Annotated in this window: 10 protein-coding genes; 6 read left to right on the plus strand and 4 right to left on the minus strand. The window is 51.5% G+C overall.

Going from position 1 to position 12,680, the window contains the following annotated elements:
• Positions 1–1,359, minus strand: a 1,359-nt coding sequence (locus tag IQ268_RS18950) for a serine/threonine-protein kinase (protein ID WP_193882562.1), incomplete at its 3' end; no start/stop codon positions are given.
• 848 nt (positions 1,360–2,207) lie between these two features.
• Between IQ268_RS18950 and IQ268_RS18955 the strand changes: the two genes are divergently transcribed.
• The 5 genes from IQ268_RS18955 to IQ268_RS18975 all read left to right on the plus strand — a co-directional run bounded on the left by IQ268_RS18955 (position 2,208) and on the right by IQ268_RS18975 (position 6,648).
• Complete coding sequence (locus IQ268_RS18955; protein WP_193882565.1) at positions 2,208–3,638, plus strand: form I ribulose bisphosphate carboxylase large subunit; 1,431 nt, start codon at positions 2,208–2,210, stop codon at positions 3,636–3,638.
• A 92-nt stretch (positions 3,639–3,730) separates the two neighbouring features.
• Positions 3,731–4,147, plus strand: coding sequence for a chaperonin family protein RbcX (locus IQ268_RS18960; protein WP_193882568.1), 417 nt, complete (start codon positions 3,731–3,733; stop codon positions 4,145–4,147).
• Between the two features lie 45 nt (positions 4,148–4,192).
• Positions 4,193–4,540, plus strand: a complete 348-nt coding sequence (locus tag IQ268_RS18965; protein WP_193882571.1) for a ribulose bisphosphate carboxylase small subunit — start codon at positions 4,193–4,195, stop codon at positions 4,538–4,540.
• A gap of 109 nt (positions 4,541–4,649) precedes the next feature.
• Entirely contained in the window at positions 4,650–5,276 is a 627-nt protein-coding gene (locus tag IQ268_RS18970) for a GDSL-type esterase/lipase family protein (protein WP_193882574.1), read from the plus strand.
• 40 nt (positions 5,277–5,316) lie between these two features.
• The gene (locus tag IQ268_RS18975) at positions 5,317–6,648 is read left to right on the plus strand and encodes a ribulose bisphosphate carboxylase small subunit (protein WP_193882576.1); all 1,332 of its coding nucleotides are present in this window, start codon (positions 5,317–5,319) and stop codon (positions 6,646–6,648) included.
• A gap of 139 nt (positions 6,649–6,787) precedes the next feature.
• Here IQ268_RS18975 and IQ268_RS18980 read toward each other — a convergent pair whose 3' ends face one another.
• Both IQ268_RS18980 and IQ268_RS18985 read right to left on the minus strand, forming a co-directional pair.
• Positions 6,788–7,129 carry a DUF5615 family PIN-like protein gene (locus IQ268_RS18980; RefSeq protein WP_193882579.1) on the minus strand — a complete coding sequence of 114 codons (342 nt, stop codon included), beginning with the start codon at positions 7,127–7,129 and terminating at the stop codon, positions 6,788–6,790.
• Complete coding sequence (locus tag IQ268_RS18985; protein WP_193882583.1) at positions 7,126–7,350, minus strand: DUF433 domain-containing protein; 225 nt, start codon at positions 7,348–7,350, stop codon at positions 7,126–7,128. The genes IQ268_RS18980 and IQ268_RS18985 overlap by 4 nt, the downstream gene beginning before the upstream one ends.
• A 296-nt stretch (positions 7,351–7,646) precedes the next feature.
• Between IQ268_RS18985 and IQ268_RS18990 the strand changes: the two genes are divergently transcribed.
• Positions 7,647–8,837, plus strand: a complete 1,191-nt coding sequence (locus tag IQ268_RS18990; protein WP_193882586.1) for an MFS transporter — start codon at positions 7,647–7,649, stop codon at positions 8,835–8,837.
• A 50-nt stretch (positions 8,838–8,887) separates the two neighbouring features.
• On the opposite strand, the gene IQ268_RS18995 is transcribed toward IQ268_RS18990, so the two are convergent.
• Positions 8,888–12,400: a DNA polymerase III subunit alpha gene (locus tag IQ268_RS18995; protein ID WP_193882589.1), complete on the minus strand. Its 3,513-nt coding sequence runs from the start codon at positions 12,398–12,400 to the stop codon at positions 8,888–8,890.
• Positions 12,401–12,680 lie beyond the last annotated feature (280 nt).

The following is a 12,680-nucleotide window of genomic DNA, read 5'->3' on the forward strand; positions in this document are numbered from 1 at the left end:
TCCCAACACATACCCCACCAACCCCATTAAACTGCCCCAAAAGAAGCGACGCCGCTGCCGAAAACTGCCCGATAGCGTTAACCCGATCGCAGTTCCCGCACCCGCCAGGGCAAACAGCAAAAAGCCTGACCCAATTTCTAACGGCGCATCGGGCGCTAGCTCCGCCCAATATTGCGATAGGTGAGTAGTAATACGACCGCCAAAGGGCAACGAATAGGCCAGGATAAAGCCAATGGTGGCACCCACCCCACCTCCAATTCCAGCCAGGACAGTGCCCCAGGCAGTGTCGATCGCCGCTTTGACCGTCCAAACCACTATCCGAGCCACGATCGTTGTCAGCGCTGCGGCACCTTGTCTAAAACGAGCCACTTCCTGCTTAAACGCATCCATGAGCTGACGCTGAGCCAGCCTGAGTTGGGTTGCAACTCGCTGGGTCGGGCTGAGCGCCGCCGGGAGCGGGGCAAACTGTTGCAGGCGCGATCGCACTTCTGCCGCCGTTGCAGGGCGCTTAGCCAGGTCTGCTCGCGTTAAGTCATCTAACAAATCAGCCAGAGCCGGATTCACAGAGACCACCGATCGCCATTTCAACTCGCCCGTCAACGGATCTTCTAAATCGGCTGGATATCGCCCGGTGAGCAAATGAATCATCGTGCGCCCCAGCGCATAAAAATCGGAAGCGGGTTGAACCGCACTGCCCGACCGTTGCTCTGGGGGGCTATAACCGGGAGAGACCAAACGAGTGGAACTGGCGCTAGGCGATCGCTGAGGCTGCATTTGTTTCGCGCCGCCAAAGTCAATCATCACCAATTGCCCTAACCCCTGCCGCTGCATTAAGTTAGCAGGCTTCAGGTCGCGGTGAACAATCTGTCGCTGATGCAGGGTTTGTAAAATCTCAACCGATTGATACAGCCAATTAACAACATCGGCTTCGGGGCACCCTTGCGGGTGTTTCTCCAAAACATCTTCTAGCGTTTCCCCATCAATTTTTTCCATCACCAGGCAGGGCAATGTCTGCTTCACCGGATTTCCCACCGGCACGCGGAAAAAGCTGTGCGGTTCTACGGTTGGCACACCCGGATGATTGAGGCTGGCTAGCACCTGCGCCTCTTGCTCAAATAGCTCCACCGCTTTGGGCGCTTGATCGACCAACACCTTCAACACACGCTCGATGTTGGACTGCACATCATACACGGTGTAGGTCACAGCAAACCCACCCGAACCAATGCGTCTCAGCGGCAGGTAGCGTTTTTGCAGCAGTAAAGGCGACCCACAACTTTGGCAGAACTTGTTGCCCCAACTCTGTGGATATGGGTCGGAACACTCCGGGTTAATGCAGTGAACTGCGGGATGGGTTACCACAGCACGAGTAGGGGACGAAAGAATGATGATGACCTGAGGACTGTTCAGATCTTAGCAGCGGCATCCTGAGCGTGGGCGATCGCGTGTTCGTTCGATCGCTAAATACAAATAGTGGCAACCGATCGGTTGACAACGGTATCAAAACAGGAGTCAAACTCAACCCAATCACTCAATCAATCTCTCAACCCAATAGTGAGACGCTAGCCATTGTTCAGAAAAGTCACTCATGCAACCGCTCTTTTAGCTCAATCATCCGTTCAAATAAACCCTGGAGGCATCAACCGCCAGCGCGTCACATTTATTAATATCGTTGGCGGCAGTTTTTGCAAAGTGATGAAACACAATTACTGGCGAGAACGAACCAGGTTTCTATCACAAAAAAATCGAGTAGCTGAACTCGCTTCAGGCCAGAAGCAGCAAACTAAGGCAAATTGAGACGATTGTTGCCGCTTTTCCACACCTTCAAGTGTGCCTACTCCAATTTCTAAGTTTTTATATATTAAAGTGCGAATTAAATCAACAGAATCGTAATACATCACATAAAGCGTTACATTTTGTTGAAAAGATAAACCCTAGTTATAGAGACGCTAAGAACTTTGAAAGTTGTACTTATAGAAATCCTGATAATATTTTGTGTGAACCCATCGATCAGGGCAGACGCTTCAAAAATGAAATCGAATTTTGCCTAAAACATTGTTCAATTTAGTCATGCCCTGATAGCGATCGATATTCGTCGTTAGCATGAGTTGCCTCTAAAGCAAGTTTCTAGCCGCCTAGCCCATAGATTGGGTTGAGCAGGGCAGGGTTCTATCATCGTTCGGCTCTAGTGATTCACAGGAAGGGAAAACATGTCTTACTCGCAAACGAGAACCCAGAGCAAATCTGGGTATGAAGCTGGGGTTAAAGAGTACAAGTTAACGTATTACACCCCGGACTATACACCCAAAGACACCGACATTCTGGCCGCGTTTCGGGTGACGCCTCAGCCTGGTGTTCCTTTTGAAGAGGCAGGAGCTGCCGTAGCCGCAGAATCATCTACCGGAACCTGGACGACCGTCTGGACAGACCTGTTAACCGACCTGGATCGTTACAAAGGTCGCTGCTATGATATCGAGCCAGTTCGGGGTGAAGATAACCAATTCATTGCCTACATTGCTTATCCGCTCGATCTGTTCGAGGAAGGCTCTGTTACCAACATGTTCACCTCTATTGTGGGGAACGTATTTGGATTCAAGGCTCTAAAGGCGTTGCGTCTGGAAGATTTGCGGATTCCAGTGGCTTACCTGAAAACCTTCCAGGGGCCGCCCCACGGAATTCAGGTTGAGCGTGACAAAATCAACAAATATGGTCGTCCCCTGCTGGGTTGCACCATTAAGCCGAAGCTCGGCCTATCTGCGAAGAACTATGGTCGTGCGGTGTATGAGTGTCTGCGCGGCGGTCTAGACTTCACCAAAGACGATGAAAACATCAACTCTGCACCGTTCCAGCGTTGGCGCGATCGCTTCACCTTTGTGGCCGAAGCAATCTACAAAGCTCAGGCTGAAACGGGTGAAATTAAAGGCCACTACCTCAACGTGACGGCTCCGACCTGTGAGGAAATGCTGAAGCGGGCAGAGTATGCCAAAGAGCTGGGCATGCCCATCGTTATGCATGACTATCTCACGGCAGGCTTCACCGCCAACACCACTCTGGCTCACTGGTGCCGCGATAACGGAGTACTGCTCCACATTCACCGCGCTATGCACGCTGTAATCGATCGCCAAAAGAACCACGGAATTCACTTCCGCGTGTTGGCAAAAGCGCTGCGGATGTCCGGTGGTGACCACATTCACACAGGAACCGTTGTGGGTAAGTTGGAAGGAGACAAAGCCATTACGATGGGATTTGTTGACCTTCTGCGCGAAAACTACGTCGAGAAGGACATGTCTCGCGGTATCTACTTCACCCAGGATTGGGCATCCATGCCCGGCGTAATGGCCGTAGCCTCTGGTGGTATTCACGTATGGCACATGCCAGCGCTGGTTGAAATCTTTGGCGATGACTCTGTGCTTCAGTTTGGTGGTGGTACCTTGGGTCACCCCTGGGGGAATGCGCCGGGTGCAACCGCTAATCGTGTTGCGCTAGAAGCGTGCGTTCAAGCTCGTAACGAAGGCCGTGACATGATGCGTGAAGGTGGCGACATCATCCGCGAAGCATGTAAGTGGTCTCCTGAACTGGCAGCCGCTTGCGAGCTATGGAAAGAAATCAAGTTTGAATTTGAAGCCGTCGATACCATCTGATCACTCTAAATGTTGGGATTTTGGGTTTTGGATTTTGGATCACTCTAAAATCCAAAATCTGAAATCTAAAATCCTCTCAGGCTGGTGTCGGAATGGATCTGAAGAAAATTGCAAAAGACACAGCCAATACGCTGGTTAGCTACCTAACGTATCAAGCTGTGCGGGTAGTTTTGGGTCAGCTTAGCGAAACCGATCCGCCCAAGGCATTCTGGCTGAACCGCTTTTCTAGCACTGGCAAAATCCAGAACGGAGAGGCTTACATTCAAGAACTGCTGCGGGAAAATCAGGAATTAGCGTTTCGCATTATGACGGTGAGGGCGCATCTGGCGGAGGAGGTTACGGATTTTCTGCCCGAAATGGTTCGCACTGGAATTCAGCAAGCGAACATGGAGTACCGCCGCCAGTATCTAGAGCGCATTACCCAACTCAACCCGGCGAATCCGCCAGCAACCGTTGAGCCATCCCCCGCAACCGAGCCAGAACCGGATTCAGATAGCCTCCCTGGCTAACGTTCAATCATTCAACCTCAACAAAGACCAAGCGATTAGGACATTATGCAGACTCTACGCAAAGAACGTCGTTACGAAACTCTTTCTTATTTGCCACCGTTGAGCGATCAGCAAATTGCTCGCCAAATTCAGTACATCATCGACCAGGGCTACATTCCTGCCGTTGAGTTTAACGAAAACTCGGAGCCAACCACCTACTACTGGACGCTGTGGAAGCTGCCTTTGTTTGGTGCAAAGAACGTTCAAGAAGTACTGGCTGAAATCAACGAGTGCCGCAACGAGTACCGCGATTGCTTCGTTCGGGTTGTCGGCTTTGACAACATCAAGCAGTGCCAGGTACTCAGCTTTATCGTGCACAAGCCCGGTAGCAGCGGCAGTTCTTACCGCTATTAATCTGGGGCTGGGTTCACCATCGGCTGAACTCATGCTGGTTTAGGTCGGTTTAGCGATCGCGGGAGGGGTGGGTGATCCTGCCTCTCCTGCTGTCGTAAGGAATTGGTTCATGTCACATCCTGACATCCGAATATGCTTTGTTGGCGATTCGTTCGTCAATGGTACGGGTGATCCAGACTGTTTGGGCTGGACGGGGCGAGTGTGTGCCGTTGCCGCAGGTGGTAGCGATCGCGCCGTATCCCAAGCCAGGGATCTCACGTATTACAATTTAGGCGTGCGTCGTGAGACCACTGCCGACATTAGCCGTCGCTGGCAATCAGAAGTTGCTTGCCGTTTGCCCAAAGGGTGTGATGGGCGGGTTGCCTTTTCGTTTGGTGTAAACGATACAACGGCGGAAGAGAATAAAACACGAATTGCGCTTTCAGATTCGATTCGAAATGCCGATGCCATTTTATCGGTGGCGCAGCGACACTACAATGTGTTGATGGTTGGGCCATTGCCGATCGCCGATGCAGAGCAAAATCGTCGAACGTCTGAGTTATCAGACCGCTTTGCATCGTTGTGTAATGCTCTAAAGATTCCTTATCTCAATGTTTTTACCCCCTTAAGCCACTCCGAACAGTGGATGCAACAGGTACAGGCCAGAGATGGTGCCCATCCAGGTGCGGCTGGATACGCCGAACTTGCTGATTTGGTGCAGGGTTGGGATGCCTGGTTGCGCTGGTTCGATCATTAGAAACATCGTTTGCTGCTTGCTTTGAGTTTTAGGACAGGTCATGAGCTATTACATTGCGCCTCAATTTTTAGACAAACTCTCGATTCATATCACCAAAAACTACCTGGATTTGCCGGGAGTCCGCGTCCCGTTGATTTTGGGAATTCACGGGCGCAAAGGGGAAGGAAAGTCGTTTCAATGTGACCTGGCATTCCAGCGGATGGGTGTGGAGGCCGTACACATGTCTGCGGGCGAGATGGAAAGCCCGGATGCAGGCGACCCAGCGCGGTTGATTCGTCTGCGCTATCGAGAAGCGGCTGAACTGTGCCGGGTGCGTGGTCGAATGACGGTGCTGATGATCAATGACCTCGATGCTGGAGCGGGGCGGGTGGATCAGTTCACCCAATACACGGTGAACACGCAGTTGGTAAACGGCACGTTGATGAATATTGCCGATAACCCTACCAATGTGCAGCTTCCCGGGAGTTACGAAATTGAACCGATTCAGCGGGTTCCGATTGTGGTAACGGGAAACGACTTCTCCACGCTGTACGCTCCCCTGATTCGAGACGGACGGATGGAGAAGTTTTTCTGGGAACCGAATCGGGATGACCGCATTGGTATTGTGGGCGGCATATTTGAACAGGATGCGATCGCCCGCGATGACATTACGAAACTGGTAGACACGTTTCCCAATCAGGCGATCGACTTTTACAGTGCGCTGCGTTCCAGGCTGTATGACGAGCTGGTGCGTCAGTTCATTGCCGATGTGGGAATTGAAAAGGTGTCGGCGCGAGTGGTGAACAGTCCCGATCGCCTGCCAGACTTCCGCAAACCCGATTTTGGCCTGTCCCACCTGATTGAGCTGGGTAAAAAGATGGTGGCCGAGCAAGATCGGGTACGGGAAATGCGGTTGTCGCAGGAATATAACGAAGTGCTGCACCGCAGCAACAGACGTTTGGGAGAGGTGAATTTAGCGGCGCAGCAAATGGCTCGTGAGGAATCGGCTCCTGCTAATCCTGCGGTGGCAGGGAATGGGCAAACTCGCCATGCCACCCAGGAGAATCGCCCCTATTCCACTCAACCAGCAAACGACGAGCGCAACCGCAACGGGCAACCAACGGACTTGAACCAGGAGACTGCAAAAACGTTGAAAGACCTGCTCAATCAGGGCTATCGAGTGGGGCTAGAGTACGTCAACGAGCGGCGGTTCCGCACCAACTCGTGGCAAAGTTATGCGGTGGTGCAGGGCAATCCGCGTGAGGCGATCGCCACCTTGGAGGCGTGCTTGGCCGACCATGACAATGATTATGTTCGTTTGGTGGGAATTGAACCCAATGCCAGACGGCGTGTGGTTGAGACGATCGTTCACCGTCCCACCGTGAAGCGCTAACCAAGATTGAACACGGCTCACGGCTACCTGTAGTATTTGTAGTATATGCCTGGTAGCTGATAACCATGCCCATCACCCGCCGTAAATAACCTTTGCATCATAACCAATCAACTCTCAACGGTCGGTGTGCATGGGCATGTTAGCGTGCGTCGCTAATTTCAACTAAAGCTTCACCAGATTGTAAAAGCTCTAGTGCCTGTGGCAAAGTAGCACGCAAAATTTCTCGCAACTGAACATTTGAGGTATTACCGCAAGTCAACCAGATAATCTGCGGTGGCGAACCAAGACGATCAACTAGATCAACAAAGTCACTGTCTTTAGTCATGAATATAACGCCTTGAGCCTTTGCTGCCTCAAAAATCTCAGGATCTTCAGCGTCTCTCAAACCAACATCTCGTAAAGCTAATGCTGTCACTTCAAAAGTGCTGCTAATCCAAGTTGCGATCGCAGGAGTCAACTGTGCATCAATCCAAATTGTCATGCCACCAATATTGGATGGTTGAGCTTACGCGATGCGTATACAAGTGCCGCCGTCAGATCATCTGCCTCAAGATCGGGCATCTCTTCCAAAATCTCTTCCGCACTCAGTCCAGCCGCAAACAAATCTAAAACATCTGACACCCGAATTCTCATACCTCGAATGCAGGGACGACCGCCACACTGTTTAGGGTTAATCGTGATTCTTTCGAGTAGTTCTGTCATAATGCTGCACTTCTGAGCAAACCTACAACTTAATGTAGCAATTACATAGCCGTTTCTAGCAGGCTACTACTAATCAAACGAGGCCGCTATCTGGATTAGAGGTTTCATTTCTTGAAAGGGAAACAACATTGGCATCCAAGTGATAAATATTCAATCGCCCATGTGTTGAATTTCCAGGCTTATCCTACGCAGACTATTGAGCACGCCAACAAACGTTAGCAGCTACTTTTGCTGCTATTGGGTCAGCGTTGAGACGATGATCTCAGTATCATTGTCTTTTACCTTGGCTTGTAACCGTGAATCAGGCGCAGAAAAATATTGGTTTGCTCGCCGCATGTCAGGCGCTAGCAATGACGGGCAGTATTGTTTTGTTTACAACAGCGGCGTTAATCGGGGCGACGTTAGCGGCAGATCCATCGTTGGCGACGTTGCCGCTAGCCGTGCAGCAGTTGGCGACGATGCTAGCCACCATTCCAGCGGCGTTAATTTTGAGACGGTTGGGACGGAAGCTAGGCTTTATCAGCGGTGCGTTAATTGGGCTGGCTGGCGCTAGTTTGGGAGCGATCGCCGTCTTAAACAGCAATTTCGTTTTGTTTTGCATCGCGACGCTGCTGTATGGCACGTTCAACGGTTTTGTGGGCTATTACCGCTTTGCCGCTGCCGATGTCGCCAGTGAGTCGTTTCGCAGTCGAGCCATTTCTTTTGTTGTAGCGGGTGGAATTGTAGCGGCCATTGTGGGGCCAGGGTTAGCCATCTGGACAAAGGACTGGTTAAGCGTTGCGTTTGCGGGTGGCTTGCTGGCGATCGCCGGGTTGCAACTGCTGGCGATCGCGCTATTAACAATGGTGCAAATGCCATCGCTAACTCACCACACCCAGTCAGACTCTGGGCGACGATTAACGGCGATCGCCCAACAGCCCGTCTTCATCGTTGCGGTATTGGGCAGCATGATTGGCTATGGCGTGATGGCGCTGTTGATGACGGCAACGCCGCTGGCGATGGTAACAGTCCACCATTCCTTTGGCACAGCAGCCTCTGTGATTCAGTGGCATGTGTTGGGAATGTTTGTCCCGTCTCTATTTACTGGATTTTTGATTGCCCGGTTTGGGGTCTTGACCATTATTCTGGTCGGTATTGGGCTGAATGGAGCCTGCATTGCGGTGAACTTAGCTGGCACCGACGCGACGAATTTTTACGTGGCGTTGCTGCTGCTTGGGGTGGGCTGGAACTTTATGTTCATTGGGTCTACCACTCTACTCACGGAAGCCTACGCTCCAGTAGAGCGGGCAAAAACGCAGGCAACGCACGACTTTTTGATGTTTAGCTTTGTGGCATTTGCAACATTTCTTTCTGGACAGGTATTAACCAGCCTGGGGTGGAAAGCGGTTAACTATACCGGGTTGGGCATGATTAGCGTGGTGTTGGTGGCAGTGCTTTGGTTGAGACAACAGCGGTCGCCTGTTCGGCTCAAGAGCGCAGACAGATAAACGAATTGCACTCTACAGGATCAATCCGCTTATGTTCGAGTCAACACGGGTCAAGATGCATGGGTCAACGAATCCGGTCTTGCCTGAAATCCGGCCTTCACCAGGGCATCAACCGCCGACAGTTGATTTAACACACGAAATTGTGCCCCCAGTCTCACGATCTGCCGCTGCTGCTGGTTGGAAATCACTGCAATCACTGGCACTTTGCCCGACTCTTCATCGCCCCGCTGCTCTAGCAACACGGTTCTAAGATGGTGCTGCTGAGTAATATCGCTGGCAATGTGGGGGTCGAGTTCGACCATCACCATCCGCACGTCCTCAATGGGTTCGGCATCTTCAATGATTAGCTGGTTGCGATCGTCCCGTTTATCTACCTTGCCCCACACCATCAGCCGCGCATCTACTTGAATATAGTGACCAAACCGTTCAAACGCCTTGGGAAACACCACCGCCTCTGCATGTCCGGTGAGGTCTTCGATCTGCAATATTGCCATGCGATCGCCCTTTTTAGTCGTCACAGGTTTAACCGTACTCAACATCACAATTGCGCTCAGCGTCACGTTGTCGGGCTTGTCGGCCAGGTCAGATAAATTAATGGGGGCGAGTAACTGCGCCGCCTGCTGCACCGATTTCAGCGGATGGTCGGAAATGTAGAACCCCAACAGTTCTTTTTCCAGTTTGAGCTTTTCTTGCGGCGGATAATCATCCACCGGAGAGGATTTGGGCGCACTCTCAAACCCAGTGGTGCTGGCTGCTCCAGCGGTGGCACTGCCGCCCAATATATCAAACAGATTGCCCTGACCGATCGCCCGATCTTTGGCACGAGACTGTGCCCACTCCAGCACCGGATCGAGATCCTGCATTAGCTGATTGCGGTTAGGGTTAATGCAGTCCAGGGCACCGCACTGAATCAACGCTTCCATTGCACGACGGTTGAGGGTGCGGGGATCGACGCGATCGCACAAATCGGGTAACGAGGTAAAATTGCCGCCTTCTTCACGGGCTTGCAGCAGATGCTCGATCGCACCTAGCCCCACATGGCGCACTGCCGACAGCCCAAACAGAATGCTTTTTTCGAGCGGCGTAAAGTCTACCCTGGAGCGGTTGATGTCGGGCGGTTCAACCTGAATGCCCATGCTAATGCAAGTGGCAAGGTATTTCTGAACTTTGTCCTGGTCGCCGCTGTTAGCCGTTAACAGCGCCGCCATGTATTCAACTGGATAATTGGCCTTGAGATAGGCCGTCTGATACGTCACATACCCATAGGCCGTTGAGTGAGACTTGTTGAAGCAATACTCGGCAAACATCACCATTTGTTCAAACAGAGCCGCTGCCACCTGGGGCTTCACCTTATTCTTTTCAGCCCCTTTAACAAACAGCTCTTGATGCTTCTCCATCTCCGACTTTTTCTTTTTACCCATTGCCCGCCGCAACAGGTCGGCTTGCCCCAGCGAATAGCCTGCCATGTCCTGAGCAATCTTCATGATTTGCTCCTGGTAGACCATAATGCCGTAGGTTTCGTTAAGAATGGGTTCTAAGATTTCATGTTCATATTCAATTTTTTCCCGCCCATGCTTGCGGTTAATAAACCTGGGAATGAGTCCGGCATCCAGCGGCCCCGGTCGATAGAGCGCCAGCACCGACGAGATATCTTCTAAACCAGACGGCTTGAGGTCGCGCACGATTTGCCGCATTCCAGACGATTCCACCTGGAAGATGCCCTCCAACTCGCCTCTGGCGAGCAGTTTGTACGTTTCAGGGTCATCCAGGGTGAGATTGTCCAGATCCAGCGTTACCTGACGGGTTTGCTGCACCAGATCCACGGTTTTCTGGATCATCGTCAGGTTTTTCAGCCCCAGGAAGTCCATCTTCAGCAATCCGAGCGATTCAATATCTTCCATGAAGTACTGAGTAAACACCGCTCCGTCGGCATTTCGCTGAAGCGGCACCACTTCATCCAGCGGTTGTGCCGAAATCACTACTCCTGCGGCGTGAATGCCAATGCTTTTGTTGGTGCCTTCAATTCGCAGCGCCATATCTAACCAATGGCGCACCTTGGGATCATTCTCGTATTTCTCTTTAAATTCGGGGGCGGGTGTGTCATCCGAAATCATCACCTTCAGCTTGGTTGGCTTGCCGCGCACCACCGGAATCATTTTCGCCATCCGATCGGCATCACCATACGGAATATCTAACACACGGGCGACATCTTTTAGCACGGCCTTGGAGGTCATGCGGTTGTAGGTAATAATTTGCGCCACCCGTTCGGTGCCGTATTTGTGGGTAACGTATTGAATCACCTCGTCTCGTCGTTCAATGCAGAAGTCGGTATCAATATCCGGCATCGACTTCCGTTCTGGATTGAGAAATCGCTCGAATAGCAGCCCGTGGTGCACCGGATCAATGTTGGTGATACCCAGGGCGTAGGCCACCAGGGAACCAGCGGCAGACCCGCGCCCTGGCCCCACCGGGATGTTGTTGTCTCGCGCAAATTTAATGTAGTCCCAGACGACGAGGAAGTAGCCGTCGAACCCCATTGTGTGCATCATCTGAAGTTCGTACTCCAGACGTTCTTGATAATGGGGTTCAACTTCGCCATAGGACTGGCATTTGCGGCGATCGGCCAACCCCTGCCGCGTCACTTCTTCTAGATAGGTAGACCCGGTATAGCCTTCGGGAACGGGATAGTCTGGGATGCGCGGTTCGCCGAGAATACCGTAGTCGTCTGTGATTTTTTCAGCTACTTCTAGCGTATTGGCGATCGCCTCTTCAATCACATCAGTGGGCAGATGATCGCGGAACAGCAAGCGCATCTCGTCGGCAGATTTCAAATATTCTGTGCCGCTGTAGCGCAGCCGTTTTTCTTCGGTAATCAGCTTGCCCGTTTGAATGCAGAGCAGGGCATCGTGCGCTTCAACGTCGTAGCAGGAAATATAGTGAGAATCGTTCGTAGCAATGAGTTTAATATCTAACTCACGGGCAATTTTGACCACCTCAACATTCACGATTCGATCTTCTTGCGATCCGTGATCTTGAAGCTCTAAATAATAGTCTTCGCCAAACAAATCTTTATACCACTGCGCCACGCGGCGAGCAATTTCGGGTCTGCCCTGCAAAATAGCCTGGGGCACTTCTCCACCCAAACAGGCACTGGTAACAATTAACCCCTCTTTGTACTGCTCCAGTAGCTCTTTGTTGATGCAGGGACGCGAGAAAATGCCTTTGCCCTGCACGCCCTGAAGCTGAGATAGCGTGGTTAGCTTCACCAGGTTTTTATAGCCCTGCCTGGTTTTGGCTAACACTACCTGGTGGTAGCGGGGGCGACGCTCTTGTTTGGTGATGTCGCCGTTGATCAAATACATCTCGTTGCCGATGATTGGCTTGATGCCGCCTTTGTTTTTGCAGACTTTGATTAGCTCGATCGCCCCATACATCACCCCATGATCAGTAAGGGCGATCGCTGGCATTCCTAAATCGACGGCACGATCGATCAGTTCGGGCAACTGACTGGCACCATCTAGCAGGCTATAGTCGCTGTGGATGTGTAGACCAACAAAGGACATAATGGCTCAAACCACAATTAGGGCTGAAGATAGCGTAGCGGATTGCGATCGCTATATCTAGACCTCAAGTATATTCTTTTTTTTATTTGACTCTATCTATAGCGTTGAGTATTCAATTGTGCTGGCACGGTTATCCCTGGCTCAGCCCGGTCAGGCGAGCCGTTGCCATCGATTTAGTACTAATGTATCAACTAAGAGGATAATTTAAACGTCTAATTTTGTAGGCCGATACATGTGTGCAGGAGCGTAGCATCCGAGCCATACATCTGAGTCTATCTTC

The organism is Oculatella sp. LEGE 06141 (assembly GCF_015207605.1).
GTDB lineage: Bacteria > Cyanobacteriota > Cyanobacteriia > Elainellales > Elainellaceae > Oculatella.

What these genes read in the sequence shown, in the direction of transcription:
- IQ268_RS18955 (WP_193882565.1), top strand. Translation starts at nt 2,208, where the DNA reads ATGTCTTACTCGCAAACGAGAACCCAGAGCAAATCTGGGTATGAAGCT.
- IQ268_RS18960 (WP_193882568.1), top strand. Translation starts at nt 3,731, where the DNA reads ATGGATCTGAAGAAAATTGCAAAAGACACAGCCAATACGCTGGTTAGC.
- IQ268_RS18965 (WP_193882571.1), top strand. Translation starts at nt 4,193, where the DNA reads ATGCAGACTCTACGCAAAGAACGTCGTTACGAAACTCTTTCTTATTTG.
- IQ268_RS18970 (WP_193882574.1), top strand. Translation starts at nt 4,650, where the DNA reads ATGTCACATCCTGACATCCGAATATGCTTTGTTGGCGATTCGTTCGTC.
- IQ268_RS18975 (WP_193882576.1), top strand. Translation starts at nt 5,317, where the DNA reads ATGAGCTATTACATTGCGCCTCAATTTTTAGACAAACTCTCGATTCAT.
- IQ268_RS18980 (WP_193882579.1), bottom strand. Translation starts at nt 7,129, where the DNA reads ATGACAATTTGGATTGATGCACAGTTGACTCCTGCGATCGCAACTTGG.
- IQ268_RS18985 (WP_193882583.1), bottom strand. Translation starts at nt 7,350, where the DNA reads ATGACAGAACTACTCGAAAGAATCACGATTAACCCTAAACAGTGTGGC.
- IQ268_RS18995 (WP_193882589.1), bottom strand. Translation starts at nt 12,400, where the DNA reads ATGTCCTTTGTTGGTCTACACATCCACAGCGACTATAGCCTGCTAGAT.